Source organism: Natronococcus roseus (assembly GCF_043677095.1).
Lineage (GTDB): Archaea > Halobacteriota > Halobacteria > Halobacteriales > Natrialbaceae > Natronococcus > Natronococcus roseus.
The window spans coordinates 421,736-439,645 of record NZ_JBHLJR010000001.1 but is presented as its reverse complement, the minus strand read 5'-3'; the positions used below and the strand labels follow the sequence as shown (position 1 = coordinate 439,645).

Genomic DNA, 17,910 nt, shown 5'->3' with positions numbered 1-17,910 from the left:
GCTCCCAACGTCGGGTATGGACCGCCAGCTCGCGGTCGGACTCGCCGCGACAGGGGCGGGGCTCGCGTCGTTCCTGCTCCTCGGGAGCGCCGGCGTGCTTCGCCACCCCCAGACGGCCGCCGGCCACACCCAGCCCGCGGAGTTTCTCGCGATCGGCGGCGGCTTCGTCCTGTTGACCGTCGGAATCCTCGTGACGCTGTTCGCCTACGTCGAGTTTCCGGACCCCGACCTCGAGCCGTAGCCCCGTCCCGAACGGGCTGATCGCCTGGACCGACCGCAGCGACTTTTGCCCGCCCGGAGCGACCCTCGTACGATGGATTCGAAGCTCGAGACCGAGTCGCTCACGAGGGTCGTCGACGGTGAACCGATCGTCGAGGACGTCTCGCTTCGCGTCGCGGCGTCGACGGTCCTCGCGGTCGTCGGCTCCTCGGGGGCCGGAAAGTCCTCATTTTTGCGGCTGCTCAACCGCCTGGACGAACCGACCGACGGAACGGTGTACCTCGACGGCGTCGACTACCACGAGATCGATCCCCAGGAGCTGCGGCGTCGGGTCGGCCTCGTTCCGCAGGAGTCCGCGCTCCGGCCGGGGACCGTTCGGGAGAACGTCGCCGCGAGCGATCTGATTCGAGGCCAACCGGTCGACGAGGAGCGCGTCGCGGCGCTGCTCGACCGGGTGCAGCTGCCGAACGCCGCGGAGCGGGACGTCGAGGACCTCTCCGGCGGCCAGCAACAGCGCGTCGCGGTCGCCCGGACCCTCTACGTGGATCCCGAGGTCCTCCTGCTCGACGAGCCGACCTCCCACCTCGATTCGGAGACCGAAGCGCGAGTCGAGGAGCTCCTCGGCGACCTGATTCGAACGGAGGGGCTGACCTGCGTGCTCGTCACCCACGACACCGCCCAGGCCGAGCGCCTCGGCGACCGCGTCGCCGAGTTCGAGGACGGGCGGGTGATCGCCGAGGGACGTCCCGAGGAGGTTCTCGCGTGACCGATCCGGGTCTCGAGCGGGTCCTCGAGCACGCGGCCGATCCGGTCATCGTCACGGGGTTCGTCCAGATCGCGATCGCGGCGGCGCTGACGGCGGTCGTCCTGGGGATCATCTACGCCCGTCAGCTCGGGTTCGAGCGGGAGATCGTCGCGATGGCCGTCCGCGGGCTGGTCCAGGTGGTGGCCGCCGGCGCAGTGATCAGCCTGCTGCTGGCGGCGCACCTCGCCTGGGCAGCTGTCGTCCTCGCCTTTATGATCGTCGTCGCCGCCTACATCTCCTACAAGCGTGGGACGGCGTTGCCGGGCGTGTTCGGGACGTCGCTGGCCTCGATCGGGTTCGGCGCGGGGCTGACGATCGTGGCGATGGCCGCCGCCGGCGCCATCGAGATGACGATGCGGGATCTGCTGGTCATCGGGAGCATGGTCATCGCCAACGCGATGCAGACGAACTCGCTGGCTCTCGACCGATTCACCGGAGAGATCGCCTCGAACCGGGCGGAGATCGAGGCGCTGTTGAGCGTCGGCGCCTCCCCGGACGAGGCCGTCACCGAGTACGTCTCGACCAGCGTCTACGCGGCGCTGATCCCGACGATCGACGGGATCAAGAGCCTCGGCGTCGTCAAGATCCCGGGGCTGATGGCGGGGATGATCATCGCCGGCGAGAACCCGATCTACGCCGCGCAGTACCAGTTCGCCATCATGCTGATGCTGTTCGCCGCCGGCGGCCTCACCGTCGTCGCCAACACCGTCCTGCTCAGCCGTCGGGTGTTCACCGACGCGAAGCAGCTCGACGAGGCGGTCGTCGACGCGATCGACGAGTGAGACGGACGGAAGTCCGCCCGAACTATCGACCGAACCGCCTCGAACGGTTACAGTACTCCCGGACCGCCCGCAGGAAGTCCCGCTTGCGGAAGTCCCGCCAGTTGACGTCGGTGAAGTAGAGCTCGGAGTAGACGGACTGCCAGATCATGAAATCCGAGAGCCGTTCGGCACCCGTCTTGATCACCAGGTCGGGCTCGGCCGGGAAGACGAGGTGGTCCTCGACGCGCTCGTCGTCGATCTCGTCGGGCTCGAGCTCGCCGGCGTCGACGCTCTCGGCCAGCGTTCGAACGGCGCTCGTGAACTCGTGTTTCCCGCCGAGACCGATCCCGATCTGGATCGGGGCGTCGGCCCGGCTGGGATCGTCGGGCGTGCGAACGGCGACCTCTCGAGGGGCGTCGACGGCCTCGAGCTCCCGCCGCAGGGCGGGGATGGCGGCGGCGTCGAGGACGCTGACGTAAACCGTCACGCGGGTGGCGTACTCGAACGCCCAGTCGAAAAACGCCGAGAGCGTCTCGTAGGCCCCGCGCTCGAGCAGGTCGCGTTCGGTGATCACGAGCGCGACGTGGTCGGGGCTGTCGGCGTCGTGCCGACCGATGCGAACGGAGAGGTAGCGCTCGTACAGACCCACGCCCTCCCGTTTTCGGGCCGGTGGCATACCGGTTACGGGTTCGATACGGTTCCGTCAGACGCCCGCTTCAGCCCCGCTACCCGCCACAAATCGGGCTCGGGCCGGTTCACGAAGGTTCAAGTAATCCCCACAGAAAGGACCGATTACCGTGACAGAACCCGTCCGGCGAGCCGGCGTCTTCGCGCTGCTGTGTACGCTCTCGCTTGCCGTACCGCTTCTCGGCCCCGAGATCGCGGCGGCGCTGGCCGCGGTCGTCCTGCTCGGAGCGGTCGCCGTTACGGACGGACCGATCTTCGACCTGCTCGCCTATCCCGACGACTACGAGGACGGGCGCCTCTACGGGCTCATCGCGTTCGTCCTCGCCGGCGTCGCGCTCGGCTTGCTCGCCGTTCAGTCCTCGATGACGAGCGCGATATTCGTCGGGACGGTGTTTCTGATCGGTTACGGAAACTTCGGCGAGCGCCTCGTCCGAACGCGAACCGACAGCGACGTCGCCCACGCCGCGGGGTTCTGTCTCATCGCGACCGTCGCGGCCGTCGTCGGCCAGGCGGCAACGGTCACCGTTACCGGCGGCTCGATCCCGTCGGCCCTGCCGACGATCCTGTTTCTCGCCGCCAGCGGCGCGCTGCTCGCCGCGCTCCTTCGGGACGTCCTGTTGCTCTACGACGATCCCGTCGTCATGCTGTCTGTCGGGCTGTTGCTCTGGCTGCTCGCGGAGCTCGATCCGGCCCTCGGCGCGGCCGAGATCGCGATTGCGCTGGCGATCACCGCCGCACTCGGCTACGCCTCCTACGCCCTCGAGACGGCGTCGATCGCCGGGATGCTCACCGGCGTCCTGCTCGGGCTGTTGACGATCGTCCTGGGCGGGTACGGCTGGTTCGTCGTCCTCATCTCCTTCTTCGCCATCGGGGGGCTCTCGACGAAGTTTCGCTACGACCGCAAGGAGGACCTGGGCGTCGCCGAGGACAACAACGGCGCCCGCGGCACCGGCAACGTCCTCGGCAACGCGGCCGTCGGGCTCGTCGCCGTGCTGGGGTACGCCGCCAGCGAGGCCGCCTTCCTCCCGATCGACGCCGAGCTGTTCCTGTTCGCGTTCGCCGGCTCGGTCGCGACCGCGATGAGCGACACCCTCTCGAGCGAGATCGGCAGCGTCTTCGAGCAGCCGCGGCTGATCACCACGCTCGAGCCCGTCGAGCCCGGCACCGACGGCGGCGTCACCTGGCAGGGGGAGGTCGCCGGCGTCGTCGGCGCGGCGATCGTCGCGGTCATCTCCTACGCGCTGTTCGCCGAGGTCGGCGTCGTGGGCGCGGCGATCATCGTCACGGCCGGCTTCGTCGGGATGACCGTCGACAGCCTCCTCGGGGCGACCCTCGAGGGGCCGCTGCTGGGCAATCAGGGCGTCAACTTTCTGGCGACGCTGTCGGGCGCGATCGTCTGTGCGCTGCTCGGGCTCTCGTTCGCGATTCTCGGCTAATTTTTCCGTTTCGAGCCCTCGCGACGGTCGTCAGTCGAGTCGTCGAACCACACCGTGGCGCGGAGCTGATCCTCGCCGGTGGCGGCGGTGACGGCGAACATCATCAGCACCCAGACGCCGAGCAAGGCGATCGCAGCGAACGCAGACGGGGACATGGTCGTCCGGGCTCGGTTCCGCTCGGTTATCAATTCCTCGGACGACGAGGGCGCTGCGACCGGCTCACAAACGCTGTGAGAACGGGCTCACTCTGTCGGCGGTGTGTCGGCGATATCGTCGACCGCGTGGACCTGCACCGCGGTCGGCCGCTTGGTGAACTGGCCCAGCGAGCGGGCGACGATCCTGTCGACGCCGCGGTCGGCGGCGAGATCCAGCAGCCGCTGGTCGAGAATCTCGTCGAGAACGATCGTCGTCGGCACCGTCTCGGTCGCCTCGAGCGCGTCGTAGACGTCGCTCGCGGGCGCCTCCTCGAGGACGTCGCCGTCGGCGTCGAGGAACCGAACCTGATCGGTGTCGCCGGCGATCACGACGGTCCCGTGGCCGTAGACGGTCTGCGGTCCCTCGTCGACGGACGACTCGGCCGTCGCTGGGTCGGCTCCCGAGGAATCCGTCTCCGTCGCCGACTCGGTTTCGCCGGCTGCACTCGAGTCCGCGCCGGACGACCGGGTTGCGTCAGCCTGTCGGTTCGACCCGGTCTGGGGGTCGCTCGAGGACTCCTCGTCGATCGTTCGGGGCGACGACGCCGGCGGTGCCGGCGTTGCGCTCCCGTCCGTTGCGGCGACGGCCTCGCGAGGCTCGTTGAGTCCGGAGACGCTGTCGTAGCGGACCTTGTTCCGCAGCGCGGCGAACAGCTGGTGGTGGTCGAGTTCCTCGACGGACTCGCCCGCGGGGGCGAAGGCGACGTAGTCGATGTCGCCGACCTGGGAGAGCTCCTCGAAGATCAGGTCGCCGCCCCGGTCGCCGTCGAGGAAGACCGTGACCGTGCGGTGGCGGGTCAGCTCGGCGACCGCGTCGGGGACGTTCGTCCCCTCGACGGCGATGGCGTTCTTGACGCCGTACTTCAGCAGCGTCAGCACGTCCGAGCGTCCCTCGACGACGATGATCGCGTCGCTGTCCGTAACTCGCGGTCCGGCGGGCAACCCCTCGTACTCGGTGATGTCCTCGACGCGGACGTGCTGGCGGACCTCCGCGAGGATCTCCTCGGAGGTCATCATCGAGTCGTCGAACCCGGTTCGGAGCAGCTCCTTCGCCCGATCGACGACCTCCTTTCGTTTGGCCGTGCGGACGTCCTCGATCTCGCGCACCTCGAGGGAGGCCCGGCAGGGCCCGACGCGGGTGATCGTCTCGAGCGAGGCCGCGAGCGTGGCCGTCTCGACCTTGTCGAGGCTGGTCGCGATAGTGAGCGTGCCGTGTGACTGACCCTTGGTGCTGGTTATTTCGACGTCGATACGGCCGACTTTCTGTGACTGACGGAGGTCGCGGAGGTCGAGTTCGTCGCCCAGCAGGCCCTCCGTCTGGCCGAAGATCGCACCGACGACGTCGCTTCGCTCGACCACCCCGTCAGCCGTCACGTTCGCGTGGATGTGGTATTTCGAGGTGTCTTCCATGGAGATCTGCCCCCGCGGGCCGGGGACGCCGAGACGAGACCGCGCGTCCGGGAAGTTACCTAGAGTGAGGGCGGTGAGACGCAAATAGCTGTTGACCTAGAGGCGCCCGAGCGGTGCGGCAGTCGATGTCAGTAGGCGGGTCGGCTCCAGTACCAGTAGCACGTGACCGCGAGCAACACCGCCAGGCCGCCCAGAAAGAACAGCAGTCCCGGCGGGACGGTCGCGAACACCGCCTCCGCAGTCTCGCCGCCGCCCTCGAGGATCGCGTCGATCCCCTCGGCGCCATCACCGTTCGGTTCGCTCGCTCCGGGGTCGTCCGTCGCGGCGTCGTCCGTTCGATCCGGCTCGTCGGCGTCCTCGCTGGCAACTCCCACTTCCTCGTCCTCGGTCTCCGCGTCGTCGCTCGCGGCGTCCTCGTCACCCGCGGTGTCGGCTGCGTCCCCGCCGTCGGCCGCTCCCGGGGCCGTTTCAGCGCCCCCGCCGAACCAGCGGGTGACCCCGTACTGGACGAGCAGACTCGCACCCGTCAGCCCGGCAAGGCCGCCGACGAACCGGGAGAGCGCTGCCCGAAGCTGCGAGGCTTTCGACTCGTCGCTGGTGACGATCAGCGGACCGTCGGTCGTCGCGTACACGCTCATCTCGTTGCCCCGCGAGGAGTACCAGGTGTCGACAACCTCGACCAGCCCGGCTTCCTCCAGGTTCTCGAGGTGGTAGCGGACGTTCTGAATCGACGAGTCGATCGCCTCCGCGATGTCGCTTGGCGTGCTCGGCTCGTCGTCGACCCGCGCGTAGATCCGGCGGGCGGTCGTCGACGAGAGGGCGCCGAACACCGCGTCGGCGTCCTCCCCCTCGAGGTCGACGATTCGGGGCTGTCCCTCCTCGGACTCCGGTTCCGACCGGAAGGGAAACAGCCGAGCCATGTGTTGTACCCATTCGATTCCCGACACATATACCCCTTTTCCTCGCTGAAACACCGGTTTCACCCTACGACAGTCGCCGGATGTGACGGGAACTGATCGACCGATGGAAAAAGTTATTCAATAATCGGTATCGAACAGAAACAGTTACACACGTAGAGACGAACGGCGACGTATGTCACGCCCGGCGCTGTGGGGATGGATCGCCGTTGCGATCGGACTGAGCGCGCTCACGATCCCGTGGTTTCTCTGGGGCGACGCGACGCTCGTCGCGGGGGTTCCGCTCTGGCTCTGGTGGCACGTCGGCTGGATGGGACTGGCCTCGCTCGTCTTCTGGCTGTTCGCCCGCCGATTCTGGGGGCTCGGGATCGAATCGGCCGACGGCTCGAGCGACGATCCGTCGAGATCGGCCTCGAGGGTCGACGCCGGGGGTGAGCGGCGGTGACGGTCGCGATCCAGCTCGGGATCATCGTCGGCTACCTCCTGCTGGCGCTCGCGATCGGGCTGGTCGCCTACCGCCTGACCGATCGGACCGCCGAGGACTTCTACCTCGCGAGCCGCACGGTGGGAACGATCGTGCTGCTGTTTACGACCTTCGCGACGCTGCTGTCGGCGTTTACGTTCTTCGCGGGACCGAACGTCGCCTACGAGCAGGGCCCCGAGTGGGTGCTCGTCATGGGGCTGATGGACGGAATCATCTTCGCGATCCTCTGGTACGTGATCGGCTACAAACAGTGGCTCCTCGGCCGACAGTACGAGTACGTCACCCTCGGCGAGATGCTCGGCGATCGGTTCGCCTCCCGCCGACTCAGGGGGCTCGTCGCGGGCGTCAGCCTGCTCTGGCTGTTTCCGTACGTGATGCTCCAGCAGGTCGGCGCCGGCACCGCGTTGCAGGCGCTGACGGAGGGAGCGGTTCCGTACGCCGTCGGCGCCGGGCTGATCACCGCGTTCATGATCCTCTACGTCGTCGTCGCCGGCTTCCGCGGGATCGCCTGGACCGACACGCTCCAGGGGGCGTTCATGCTCGTCACCACCTGGATCGCGCTGGTGTGGGTGCTGGCGGTCGTCGGCGGTCCCGGCGCGGCCTCGAGCGCCCTCGAGGCGGAGGCGGCCCACCACCTCGCGCTGGGCAGCGACTTCTATACGGTGCAGTGGATGCTCTCGACGGCGATCACGATCGGGTTCGGCGTCGCGATGTTCCCGCAGGTGAACCAGCGCTTTTTCGCCGCGGGCTCGAAGACGGTCCTCAAACGATCGTTCGCGCTCTGGCCCGTCCTCTGCGTGTTGCTGTTCGTTCCGTCGTTCATGCTCGGCGCGTGGGCCCGCGGGCTCGACGTCGCGATTCCGGAGGGCGAGAACGTCCTCCCCGTGATCCTCGCCGAGTACACGCCCGTCTGGTTCGCCGCGCTAGTCATCGCCGGCGCGATGGCCGCGATGATGTCCTCCTCGGACTCGATGCTGCTGTCGGGGTCGTCGTACTTCACGCGGGATCTGTACCGTCCGTTCGTCGACGCGGACCTCTCGGCGCGCCGCGAGGATCTGCTGGCCCGCGTCGGCGTCGTCGGCTTCGCGACCGCCTCCTTCCTCGCGAGCCTCTGGAACCCCGCGACGCTGTTCGAACTCGGCGACGCGGCGTTCAGCGGCTTCGCCCAGCTCGCCCTCCCCGTGATGGTGGCCCTCTACTGGCGAAAGACGACCCGGGCCGGGATCACGGCGGGGATCCTCGCCAGCCAGGCGTTCTACCTCTCGAGTCTCTTTACCGCCGTCGTCCCGAGCGCATACGCGGGCTGGACGGCCGGCCTCGTCGGGATGGGGCTCGGTCTCGTCGTCACCGTCGGCGTCTCGCTGCTGACGACGCCCGCGGCCGACGAGCGCCGGGCGATCTACTTCGACGGGCTCGAAGCGGACTGAGACGGCCCGCCGGACGTTGGTTCCGGCGCGACCACGACTCGTTCTGCCCTCGCACCGGGAGATGGGTACGGCGTTCCGTCCGACGGCTCGACGGCACACGAGAGCAACACACCGAAAGGGACCGACCGCGTACTCGTCCGCGATGACGTCTGCGCTGCCGGAGTCAGTCGCCGGAACGTGGCAACGTGCCGGCACCCGTACCGGAGAGTCGAAGGTCCTGCTCACGTCGATCACCGCCGAGACGACGGTGTACGAGCCCGCCGACACGGCCTCGGCCCTCGCGGCACTCGGCTCGAGCGACATCCCCGTTCGGTCGCTGTTTACCGTCGATATGCGGTTCTCACCGTCGCTGTCGTCCGTCGGCATCTCGCCGTCGTCGGTGCTCTCGAAGGCCGCCCCGAAAGCCAGGTCGCAGTTCGTCGACCTCGTCGAGGACGACGGCCTGGTCGTCGAGGACACCCGCGAGACGCTCTCGTTCGAGCGACCCGACGGAACGGAGGGGCGGTGGTACGTTCTCGACGCTAGCTACCCGCTGTCGTCCGATCTCGAGACCGACCGGGAAACGCTCGCGACCGAGGCGAACGTCGCCATCTGGCCGACCGACGACGCCTACGGCATGGCCGGGGGGACGCTCCCGCTCGAGGCGCCCGACGGCCTCGGCGCCCTCGAGGTCGACCCCGAGCGCGACCGCGAGACGATCGCGTCGCTGATCCGTTCGATCGATCCCGACGGAGCATCCGAGTAGGGGGACGAGGGGCGGTCGATCGGATTAGTATTCATCAGTTTAACCCCATTTATGATGTAGTACGTTTATACCGATGAGCGATGCTGTGTAGCTATGGACGAGGACTCCCGTGAGGTCACAGCGCTTCTCGAGAGCGGCGACGTCGAGAGCGCGGGGGCGCTTCTCGACCGACTCCCGGACGGCGTGTACGTACTCGACGCCGACCTCGAGTGCGTCTTCGTCAACGATCGGGTCGGCGAGCTCCTCGACACCGACCGAGCGGGGACGTCGATTCCGGAACGGCTTCGATCGCTGTTCGACGGCGCACACGAACGGGTCCTCGAGGACGGAGAGTCGGTCACGGCCGACACCTACCACGCGCCCGCCGAAACCTGGTTCGAGGTGCACCTCGAGCCCGCCGGTCCGGGTCTGACGGGCTGTCTCCGAGACGTGAGCAGTCGGAAGGAGCGCGAGCAGCGCTTCGAGCGCCAGCGCGAGCGAACGGAGGCGCTGAACGGCGTCTACGAGGTCATGCGAGCGATCAACGACGTGATCGTCACCGACTCCAGCCGGGCGGAACTCGAGCGGGTGACCTGCGAGACGCTGGCCGACGCGCCGGGCTACGAGTTCGCGTTCGTGGCCGGCGTCGACTCGGCGTCGGGGGAGGTGATCCAGCGGATCGAGGCCGGCGTCGAGGGCTACGTCGAACGCATTCCGCTCTCGATCGATCCCAACGAGCCGGCGGGTCGAGGTCCGGCCGGTCGGGCGATCCGCACCCAGGAACTGCAGGTGTCCAACGACGTCCTCGCCGACCCAGATTTCGAGCCCTGGCGCGAGGACGCCCACGAGCTCGACTACCGATCGGCCGCCGCGATCCCGATCGTCCACGGCGGCGGCCTCTACGGCGTGCTCGGCGTGACGAGCGCGCGCCGACGCGCCTTCACCGAGGAGGTCGCAGAGGGGATCGGCCAGCTCGGCGAGATCCTCGGTCACGCGATCGCCGCCATCGAGCGCAAGCGCGCCCTGATGGCCGACGAGCTAATCGAACTCGAGTACGAGATCAAGAACGCGGTCGACATGTTCGACGGCCCGAAGATGGCCGACCGGCAGGTCTCGTTCGAGCGGGTCGTCCGGGTCGACGACGAGCAGTTCCTCGAGTACGGCGTGACGAGCGTCGAGGCGTTCCCGGAGGTCGAGGCGCTGGTCGAGCGGGTTCCCCACTGGGACGACGTGGCGATCCTCGACGAGTCGGCCGGCGAGATTACCTTCGAGCTCACGATCACGTCGCCGCCGCTGTTCTCGGTCGTCGCCTCCCACGGCGGCTACGTCGAATCGGCGGCCATCGACGGCGGCGACTACCGCATGACGATCCATCTGCCCGAGAGCGCGGACGTCCGGGCCGCGACCGAGGCGATCCAGGACGTGTACCCGGACGCGACGAACGTCGCTCGGCGGCAGGTCACGCCCACGAACGAGTCGATCGCCCAGATTCAGGACCACCTCTACGGCGTCCTGACCGACCGCCAGCGCACCGTGCTCGAGACGGCCTACTACGCCGGCTTCTTCGAGTGGCCCCGACACAGCTCCGGCGAGGATATTTCCGAGACGCTCGGTATCACGCCCGCAACCTTCCACGAACACCTCCGATCGGCCCAGCAGAAGATCGTCGCGGCGGTCGTCGACGAACCCGACACGACGCGAACCGACGTCGAATCGACCCGCCCGTCGACGGACGACTCGAGCTGATCGATCGCGACGGTTCTCACTGGTTTCATTACGACGCCGACGAAGTATCGGCCATGCAAACGCACATCGTCCCGGTCGGCTTCGACTACGACCGGCTGATCGCGCCGCTGGTTCGCGATCAGATCGACGTCGACCGCGTCGTGTTGCTCGAGGGCGCCGTCGGCAGCGAGGCAAACGTCGAGTACTCCAGACACCTCTCGGGGAAGCTCGAGACCGACTTCCGAAACCTGCTGGGCGCCGAGACCGAACGGTTCGTCCTCGAGGACGTCTACGACTACGACGAGGCGTTCGAGCAGGCGTACAACCTCATCAGCGCCGAACTCGACCGAGGCCACGAGGTCTGGGTCAACGTCGCCGCGATGCCCCGTACCGTCAGCTTCGCGTTCGCGACCGCGGCCAACTCGCTGATGGTCGAACGCCAGGAGGATCGCGAGTCGATCCACACCTACTACACCGCCCCGGAGAAGTACTTGGAGACCGAGCTCGCCGAGGAGCTGCGCGAGGGGATCGACCTGCTCCGGGACCTCGAGCGCGAGGGCGACCTCGAGGACGAACGGATCAAGAGGCGGCTCGAGAGCGCCCGCTCGCTGCTCGCGGAGTTCGACGAGCGCGGGACGACGATCGGCGCCAAGGAGATCGACGGCCACCACGTCGTCGAGCTGCCGGTCGCCTCCTTCTCGAACGTCAAGCCGTTCGAGGAGCTCATCCTGTACAAGCTCGGCGAGGACGGCGAGTTCGCCTCGGTCTCCGAGCTGGCGGAGGCGCTCGCCCGCGAACTCAACGAGGAGTACACCGACAGCTTCCGCTCGAAGGTGATCTACAACGTCGATCGGCTCGGTCCCGGCGGGAAGGGGTACATCGAGCGTGAGGAACACGGGAAGTCCTACCGGACGCGTCTCTCGAGGATCGGCGAGCTGTGGGTGCGAGCGCACTCGAACTCGACCGCCGACGAGTGAAGGCGCGGTCTCGCCATCCAGCCGTTCTTGCGGTCGTCGATCGGTCTCTCGAGTTCGAATGCGGAATCACCGGAGCAAGCCGACCGAAACGCGCTACCGTTCGCTGGCGTCGTCGGCCCGGCCCTCGAACCAGAAGTAGCCGTCCTCGTCGACCCGTCCGAGGTCGCCGGTCAGGTACCAGTCGCCGACGAACGCCTCGTCTGTGCGCTCGGGATCCTCCCAGTACCCCAGGAAGAAGGAGGGGAACTCGCCGTCGACGGCGATCTCGCCGGTTTCGCCGGCCTCGAGCACGTCGCCGGTATCGGGGTCGACCACGCTGGCCTCGACGCCGGGCAGCGGTTTCCCCATGCTGCCCGGTCTGGTTTCGATCGAGGGGTAGGTGTTGATCAGCATGTTCCCCGTCTCGGCCTGGCCGTAGCTGTCGGCGATCGGCGTCCCCAGCGCCTGCTCGCCCCACTCGATCAGCTCGGCCTCGAGGGGGTCGCCGGTGCTCATCGCGCGGTGGAGATCTAGGTCGGCGGGCTCGAGGTCGTCGGCCTCCTCGCGCAGCCGACGGTAGTGGGCGGGAACCCCCGAGAGTACGGTGACGGGGAACTCCTCGAGCAGGGCGGTCCAGGTGTCGGGATCGAACCCGCCGCCGTAGGCGAGGATGCTGTGGCCCCAGAACCAGACACCCAGCGCGTTGACGGGCGCGGTAAGCCACCCCCGATCGCCGGCCCCCCAGTAGAGATCGGTCTCGTGTTGCTGGAGGTCGGCGGCGTACAGCTGGGCCGCGGCGACGCCGACGATCCAGCGGTGGCCGTGGACGATCCCCTTCGCCGACCCCGTGGCACCGCTGGTGTAGTACAGCAGAGCGGGGTCCGAGCCCTCGGTCCGGACGGTCTCGTACTCGTTTTCGGCCCGGTCCATCGCCTCGTAGTAGCTCACGTCGCCCCGGCGAACGCCGACGCCGTCGTCGCTGACGACGATCACGTGCTCGACCGAGGGGACGTCCTCGAGGGCCGTCCCGAGGGTGTCGCGGTTCTCGGGCGTCGTGACGACGACGCTCGCTTCGGCGTCCGCGAGCCGATAGGCGACCTCCTCGGGGCCGAGCTGCGGCTCGATCCCGCCGTAGACGCAGCCGGCCTTCAGGGAGCCAAGCATCGCGACGTACTGCTCGGGGATTCGGGGCGTGTAGCCGAAGACGCGGTCGCCGCGCTCGACCCCGAGGGTCTCGAGGACGTTCGCGAACCCGTTCGACCACTGCGCGAGCTCCCAGAACGTGATCCGCTCGCGCTCGCCGTCGTCCCCGACGAAGTACAGCGCGACGGTGCCCCGGTCGGTCCGGTAGCGGTCACAGACCTCGTGGGCGACGTTGATCTTGTCGGGCGCGTCCCAGTCGGCGTCGGCGTAGATGCTGTCCCACTCGAAAACCTTCGAGAGCCCCTCGTAGTCGGCCAGGTTCGGTGCCGTCTCCATGCACGAAACACCCACGTGAACGATCATAACTCATCGGACGGCACAGGCGGGTGGTTCGACCTCGACTCGATCGAGTGCATCCTTCGAAAGCGACGACAAACGAATCGGTCGGGGAGTTAGACGAACGGAACCGCGTCCGGGAGCGGCAGGAGCGGAACTGCGAACAGCCCGGCGAGCGTGGCGAGTCCGACGAGGACCGTCACCACGATCAGCGGAACGTTCGTTCGTCCGAGCAGGCTTCCGAGATCGCCGGTCATACTCGAGAGCGAGGGCGTCGAACTCGTTCGCAGGATCGCCAGCTCGAGGCCGAACAGGGCGACGGTCGCGCCGGCGGACACCATACAGAACGGGCAGATCTCGCCGATCACGCCCAGCTGCAGGTAGACGAAGTACGACGAGAAGACCACCCCGCTCGCGGTGATCGGCGTCAGGATCTTGATCACCAGCGGATGGCGGGTGTCGAACCACCAGAGCGCGAGTCCGATCGTCGTCAGGTAGTGAACCGCCTCGGGGTCAAGCCCCGAGGCACTCGCCTTGCTTATCTGTAGAACCCGCCGAGCGTCGCGAGCGGAACGCCGAAGACGTACGCCCACGGGCTCGTGATCACTTCGATGCTTCCCTGGACCGGTGCGTCGGGCGGTATTGCTGGGAGTGCAAACAGGTGGATCGCCGTCAGCATGACCGTCGCCAGCCACCCGAGTACGGCAACGAGCGTGAAGGCGCCAAACAGGGTCGTCACCTGCGGGGAGTACTCCCACTCGTAGTCGAACGATAGTCGCCGAGGATTTTCAGTTGATATACAATACTAACACCGTCGCCCAACGTAATAAGTATTGCTCAAAATACCCAATTCTACGAAATCCGAATCTGGATGTGGCTGGACTATAGTACCATTTCCCGCATTATCTGCGTCCTGTTCCTACTTCGGCCGGTGGAATAGTTTGTGAACTATGAGCAAGACTTCCCGAACTGCTGGCGCAGCTGGCGATGACCGAGAGCAGCTATCGAAAGCGGTGTCCGCGGCCGTGTCTCAGGCGACTCGCTCGAGAACGCGTTCCCGAACCACGAGCAGACACGGCAACACGGTGAGACAGGCGATAAAGGCGAAGATAATGCTCAGTCCCGTCACGAGCCCGAATCGCTGGAGCGGCGGCGCCAGCGCGAGCGCGAGCACGCCGAAACCGGCCGCCGTGGTCAGCGCGCTGCCCAGCAGCGCCCCGCCGGTTCCGGTGATCGTCGCGCCGAGAGCGTCCGCGAGCGACTCCCGTCGGTTCGATTCGTCGATAAATCGCTCCGCGACGTGGATGCTGTAGTCGACCCCGAGCCCGATCGCGAGGCTCGTGATGACGGCCGTCTCGCTGTTGAACGGCACGTCGAGCAGGGCCATCGTCCCCAGCAGCCACGCCAGCGCGGCGACCACCGGGGCGAGCGTGATCGCTCCCAGCGTGAGCGCGCGGTGGCGCACCCAGTACAGCACCGTCAGGAAGACCAGGATCACGACCAGCGTGACGGCAAAGGCCTGGACGAGCGTCTCGAGCAGCGCGTCCTGAACGACGGCGTTCGTCACGGGACCGCCGGTGGCGATCGCCGAGACGGGTGCGTCGGCCTCGACGACGCTCGCGAGAGCGCGCGTGTCGTCGGCGACGGCCTGCGCGGAGGCGTCGCCGCGGACGTCGACGAGCATCCGCGCAGTCTCGTACTCGCCGTTGTCGGTGCGGTACAACACGGTAGCGGCCGCGTCCTCGTCGGCCTCGTACAGTTCGTCGTACAGCCCCTCGAGGTCCTCGTCGGGCAGCCCGTCGCCGTCCGTGTCGCGCTCCTCGAGGGCCGCGGCGACGGACTCGTTCTCGTCGGCGACCTCCTGGATGACCGAAACCGGACTTTCGATCGACAGCTCGCCACCCGGGCCGGTCGCGATCGTGCCGCTCGAACCGCCGTCGTCGACGCTCGCGGTTCCGTTCTCGATCGCGGTCAGCGTCGCGGGATCGGTGACGTCGCCGCGTATCAGTATCTGGGCCTGACTCCCCTCCCCTTGCTCCTGGAAGTTGTCGCCGAGGTAGGCGGCGTCGTCGCTGATCGTGTACGTGTCGGGCGCCAGCGGGCCCGGAAGCGACTTCGCCCAGTCGGGGGCGTCCTCGGGCAGGAAGTCGGCCTCGTTGAACTCGGTGTCGATCCCCGTCGCGCCGTAGGCACCGCCGATCGCGAGCAACAGCGCGACGGCGACGACGGCCAGCGGCGCGCGCTGGACCAGCGAGACGACCCCCGAGAGCGCGCGGTTAACCGGACCTGCGCTCCGTCCGAAGGGGTCCTTCTGCCGATCGATTCCGAACCGTCCCTCGAGCAGGTCGTCCACCTCGACCTTCAGCGCGGGGACGAGGACGGCGAAGGCGACGAACGTCGCGAGGATCCCGCCAGCCGAGAGGATCGCGAAGTCCTGAATCGCGGGCAGGGGGCTGACGACGTTCGAGAGGAAGCCGACCCCGGTTGAGAACGTCGCGGCCGCAAGCGCGAGGACGACCCCCGCCAGTCCGAGGCGCATCCCGTTTCGGACCGTCCGGCCATCACTCCCGCCGTCGGCGGCCGGCTCATCGGCTGGCACCGAATCGGCGCGGCCGCGCGTGTCGCGTTCGAGAACCCCTGCTCTCGCCTCTCGAGAGCGCATGATGACGTGCAACGAGTAGTCGATGCTGAGCCCGATCAACAGGAAGGGGACGGCGATCAGCAGCTGGCTCGTGGGAATCTCGAGCCAGCCCAAGATGCCCGCGAGCCAGGCCATCACGACGCCGATCCCGAACAGGCTGACCAGCACGTCGACGACGTCGCGGTAGGCGACCCCGAGCGCGAACAACACGAGCGCGAGCGCGACGGGGGTGATGATCGCGAAGCTGTCGCCGACCGCGTTGCTCGAGGCCTCGTCGGTGACGCCCTGACCGAAGAGGAAGGCGTCGTCGAAGCGGTCCTCGACGAGGCCGTCGATCTCGACCTGGGCCGCGTAGGCGGCCTCCGGATCGTCGTCCTCACCGCTGTCGTCGACCTGGAAGAGGAAGGCGATCCGTGACTCGGCGGTCGTCGACCCCGGCTCGTAGTCGCTCGGCAGGAACTCGTATGGGTCCTCGCCCTGGTTGTCCGCGTCAGGGTCGAGAACGTCGGCCAGCAGCTCCTCGACCTCTTCGTCCGAGCGGTCCTCGAGCGCCTCGATCTGCTCCTCGAGCGTGGGCTCGCTGGTATCGGGAGGCCCCTCGGCTTCGGCCGCGCGATCCTCGAACACCGCCCCCGTCGCGACGACGTTCTCGAGGGCGACGAAGCCCTCGTCGGCGAGCGTCTCGTTCAGAGACTCGTTCTCGCGGACCTCCTGTTGCAGATAGAGTCCCTCGAGCAACGACTCGTGCGTGAGCACGTCGCCGCCTTCGTCCCGGACGACGAGTTGAGCCACGACTCGGTCGTCCGTTCCGTAGGTCTCGTCGATCTCCTCGAGGGCCTCGGTCTCCTCGGAGTCGGTCTCGAACTGGCCGATCTCGCCGTCCTCGCTCTCGCCGATCGCGGCGCCGGCGGCGACGACGGCAGTGAGCACGAGCACGAGCAGGACGATCAGTTTGCTGTGGGAGACGATCGCGTCGGCGTAGCGGTCGGCGAGCGACCCGCCCATTCGTTATCGTCTCCAGCGGTTTATCGACGCACTGCGGAGCGGTTCTCGAGCGGTCCGTCGGCGGTCGGAGGGGGTCGAATCTCGGGAAGACGAGCCCGAAACGTCGACAGTCCGAGGTTCACTGACGCGCATGCCCTCCTCTCGAACCCAAGCGCTAATATCGGTTCGGATGGTAGCCGATGTCGTATAATCGAAATCCGATTATGAATACAGATATCGACCGCGACCGCGGAATCCTCACGCCGGCCGACCGCGAGTTCCTGTTGGGCGAACGCGAGCTGAGTCACGAACAGTCCCGGCGAAACGTAGAGGCACGCGTTCGACGGCGCGTAATCGACTCCGTTCTGGACTTCGATATACTCCTCCACACGCTCTCCGCGAAGGATCGCCGACAGGTGTTCGCGGAGCTAACGGGCGACCCCGACTCGCTGGACGGACTCAAGGCCATGCTCGCGTTCGCCTACATCGGCACCGACGAGCAGGGAGTGGGCTTCGAGGACGTCCTGGTGCCGGCCGTCCGCCACTCCGAGGAGGCCTGTGCCGCCTCGAGACGCGGCGCGAACGTCTCCGTCGACGTCACCTTCGAGGTCGAGACCAGCGTCGAGTCGACCCTCGAGGGCGTCGCCGAACGCCTCGACGCCGGCGACCCCGTCACTCCGCAGGAGTTGTTCTCGCTCGTGATGCAGGGTGAACACGATCCCGGAGCGCACGACCGGATCGCCCTCGCCGTCGGCGGCGAGGAAGACGTCGACGATCAGTTCCTCGAGCGACTGGCGACCTACCTCGAGGGCGAGCTCCGCCGACCGACGCCGTCTCGAGCCGTGATTCGGCTTTCCGGCTAACTCCGCTCGAGCGACGCGAAACACCTAACAGCGCTCGCACGGAAGTGGTACCATGATCCGCGCTGTCGGAGCCGGCGCGTTCCGCGACATCGTTTTCGTAGGGGCTCCGTAGCCCCACACGCCAACCCCGTATCGACGGATGTATTGTAGCCGACCAGCATTCACCGACAACGACCGGTATGTACGATCGAATCCTCC

16 protein-coding genes and 1 pseudogene are annotated in these 17,910 nt (G+C 67.6%); 10 read left to right on the top strand and 7 right to left on the bottom strand.

All coding sequences use genetic code 11. The features are described 5' to 3' along the window. Positions 1-16: 16 nt before the first annotated feature. The 3 genes from ACFEMD_RS02285 to ACFEMD_RS02275 all read left to right on the top strand — a co-directional run bounded on the left by ACFEMD_RS02285 (position 17) and on the right by ACFEMD_RS02275 (position 1,806). Positions 17-241 carry a hypothetical protein gene (locus tag ACFEMD_RS02285; RefSeq protein WP_394739262.1) on the top strand — a complete coding sequence of 75 codons (225 nt, stop codon included), beginning with the start codon at positions 17-19 and terminating at the stop codon, positions 239-241. 72 nt (positions 242-313) lie between these two features. After that, on the top strand, positions 314-985 hold the full coding sequence (locus ACFEMD_RS02280; protein WP_394739261.1) for an ABC transporter ATP-binding protein: 672 nt from the start codon (positions 314-316) through the stop codon (positions 983-985). Then, a complete protein-coding gene (locus tag ACFEMD_RS02275; protein WP_005556326.1) occupies positions 982-1,806 on the top strand; it encodes an ABC transporter permease in 825 nt (274 codons plus the stop codon). Before ACFEMD_RS02280 ends, ACFEMD_RS02275 begins: the two co-directional genes overlap by 4 nt. A gap of 22 nt (positions 1,807-1,828) precedes the next feature. Here the strand turns inward: ACFEMD_RS02275 and ACFEMD_RS02270 are convergent, their stop codons facing one another. Continuing rightward, the gene (locus tag ACFEMD_RS02270) at positions 1,829-2,434 is read right to left on the bottom strand and encodes an undecaprenyl diphosphate synthase family protein (RefSeq protein ID WP_278293596.1); all 606 of its coding nucleotides are present in this window, start codon (positions 2,432-2,434) and stop codon (positions 1,829-1,831) included. A gap of 148 nt (positions 2,435-2,582) precedes the next feature. Here ACFEMD_RS02270 and ACFEMD_RS02265 point away from each other — a divergent pair, with 148 nt between their 5' ends. After that, entirely contained in the window at positions 2,583-3,908 is a 1,326-nt protein-coding gene (locus ACFEMD_RS02265) for a DUF92 domain-containing protein (protein WP_394739260.1), read from the top strand. Here the strand turns inward: ACFEMD_RS02265 and ACFEMD_RS02260 are convergent. The 3 genes from ACFEMD_RS02260 to ACFEMD_RS02250 all read right to left on the bottom strand — a co-directional run bounded on the left by ACFEMD_RS02260 (position 3,905) and on the right by ACFEMD_RS02250 (position 6,432). Further along, entirely contained in the window at positions 3,905-4,063 is a 159-nt protein-coding gene (locus tag ACFEMD_RS02260; protein WP_394739259.1) for a hypothetical protein, read from the bottom strand. The genes ACFEMD_RS02265 and ACFEMD_RS02260 overlap by 4 nt on opposite strands. An 87-nt stretch (positions 4,064-4,150) precedes the next feature. Beyond that, complete coding sequence (dnaG, locus tag ACFEMD_RS02255) at positions 4,151-5,512, bottom strand: DNA primase DnaG (protein ID WP_394739257.1); 1,362 nt, start codon at positions 5,510-5,512, stop codon at positions 4,151-4,153. Between the two features lie 128 nt (positions 5,513-5,640). After that, positions 5,641-6,432 (bottom strand): ArsR/SmtB family transcription factor, encoded by a 792-nt coding sequence (locus ACFEMD_RS02250; protein ID WP_394739256.1) that lies wholly within the window; start codon positions 6,430-6,432, stop codon positions 5,641-5,643. Between the two features lie 172 nt (positions 6,433-6,604). Here ACFEMD_RS02250 and ACFEMD_RS02245 point away from each other — a divergent pair, with 172 nt between their 5' ends. The 5 genes from ACFEMD_RS02245 to ACFEMD_RS02225 all read left to right on the top strand — a co-directional run bounded on the left by ACFEMD_RS02245 (position 6,605) and on the right by ACFEMD_RS02225 (position 11,766). Beyond that, entirely contained in the window at positions 6,605-6,874 is a 270-nt protein-coding gene (locus tag ACFEMD_RS02245; RefSeq protein ID WP_394739255.1) for a DUF3311 domain-containing protein, read from the top strand. Further along, positions 6,871-8,340, top strand: a complete 1,470-nt coding sequence (locus ACFEMD_RS02240) for a sodium:solute symporter family protein (RefSeq protein ID WP_394739253.1) — start codon at positions 6,871-6,873, stop codon at positions 8,338-8,340. The genes ACFEMD_RS02245 and ACFEMD_RS02240 overlap by 4 nt, the downstream gene beginning before the upstream one ends. A gap of 142 nt (positions 8,341-8,482) precedes the next feature. Beyond that, entirely contained in the window at positions 8,483-9,085 is a 603-nt protein-coding gene (locus tag ACFEMD_RS02235) for a hypothetical protein (RefSeq protein ID WP_394739252.1), read from the top strand. 93 nt (positions 9,086-9,178) lie between these two features. Next, positions 9,179-10,810, top strand: coding sequence for a bacterio-opsin activator domain-containing protein (locus ACFEMD_RS02230; RefSeq protein WP_394739251.1), 1,632 nt, complete (start codon positions 9,179-9,181; stop codon positions 10,808-10,810). A gap of 53 nt (positions 10,811-10,863) precedes the next feature. Then, positions 10,864-11,766 carry an HFX_2341 family transcriptional regulator gene (locus tag ACFEMD_RS02225; protein ID WP_394739250.1) on the top strand — a complete coding sequence of 301 codons (903 nt, stop codon included), beginning with the start codon at positions 10,864-10,866 and terminating at the stop codon, positions 11,764-11,766. Between the two features lie 93 nt (positions 11,767-11,859). Here ACFEMD_RS02225 and ACFEMD_RS02220 read toward each other — a convergent pair whose 3' ends face one another. The 3 genes and pseudogenes from ACFEMD_RS02220 to ACFEMD_RS02210 all read right to left on the bottom strand — a co-directional run bounded on the left by ACFEMD_RS02220 (position 11,860) and on the right by ACFEMD_RS02210 (position 16,870). Beyond that, a complete protein-coding gene (locus ACFEMD_RS02220; protein ID WP_394739249.1) occupies positions 11,860-13,224 on the bottom strand; it encodes an acyl-CoA synthetase in 1,365 nt (454 codons plus the stop codon). 116 nt (positions 13,225-13,340) lie between these two features. Further along, positions 13,341-14,023 (bottom strand): annotated as a pseudogene (locus ACFEMD_RS02215) (vitamin K epoxide reductase family protein). A gap of 231 nt (positions 14,024-14,254) precedes the next feature. Then, positions 14,255-16,870: an efflux RND transporter permease subunit gene (locus ACFEMD_RS02210; RefSeq protein WP_394739248.1), complete on the bottom strand. Its 2,616-nt coding sequence runs from the start codon at positions 16,868-16,870 to the stop codon at positions 14,255-14,257. 203 nt (positions 16,871-17,073) lie between these two features. Between ACFEMD_RS02210 and ACFEMD_RS02205 the strand changes: the two genes are divergently transcribed. Next, entirely contained in the window at positions 17,074-17,712 is a 639-nt protein-coding gene (locus ACFEMD_RS02205) for a hypothetical protein (protein ID WP_394739247.1), read from the top strand. The last annotated feature ends 198 nt before the right edge of the window (positions 17,713-17,910 follow it).

Excerpts from the sequence above, each read along its gene's own strand:
- ACFEMD_RS02235 (WP_394739252.1), top strand. The coding sequence starts at position 8,483 with ATGACGTCTGCGCTGCCGGAGTCAGTCGCCGGAACGTGGCAACGTGCC.
- ACFEMD_RS02245 (WP_394739255.1), top strand. The coding sequence starts at position 6,605 with ATGTCACGCCCGGCGCTGTGGGGATGGATCGCCGTTGCGATCGGACTG.
- ACFEMD_RS02225 (WP_394739250.1), top strand. The coding sequence starts at position 10,864 with ATGCAAACGCACATCGTCCCGGTCGGCTTCGACTACGACCGGCTGATC.
- dnaG (WP_394739257.1), bottom strand. The coding sequence starts at position 5,512 with ATGGAAGACACCTCGAAATACCACATCCACGCGAACGTGACGGCTGAC.
- ACFEMD_RS02260 (WP_394739259.1), bottom strand. The coding sequence starts at position 4,063 with ATGTCCCCGTCTGCGTTCGCTGCGATCGCCTTGCTCGGCGTCTGGGTG.
- ACFEMD_RS02210 (WP_394739248.1), bottom strand. The coding sequence starts at position 16,870 with ATGGGCGGGTCGCTCGCCGACCGCTACGCCGACGCGATCGTCTCCCAC.
- ACFEMD_RS02220 (WP_394739249.1), bottom strand. The coding sequence starts at position 13,224 with ATGGAGACGGCACCGAACCTGGCCGACTACGAGGGGCTCTCGAAGGTT.
- ACFEMD_RS02280 (WP_394739261.1), top strand. The coding sequence starts at position 314 with ATGGATTCGAAGCTCGAGACCGAGTCGCTCACGAGGGTCGTCGACGGT.
- ACFEMD_RS02250 (WP_394739256.1), bottom strand. The coding sequence starts at position 6,432 with ATGGCTCGGCTGTTTCCCTTCCGGTCGGAACCGGAGTCCGAGGAGGGA.
- ACFEMD_RS02285 (WP_394739262.1), top strand. The coding sequence starts at position 17 with ATGGACCGCCAGCTCGCGGTCGGACTCGCCGCGACAGGGGCGGGGCTC.
- ACFEMD_RS02230 (WP_394739251.1), top strand. The coding sequence starts at position 9,179 with ATGGACGAGGACTCCCGTGAGGTCACAGCGCTTCTCGAGAGCGGCGAC.
- ACFEMD_RS02205 (WP_394739247.1), top strand. The coding sequence starts at position 17,074 with ATGAATACAGATATCGACCGCGACCGCGGAATCCTCACGCCGGCCGAC.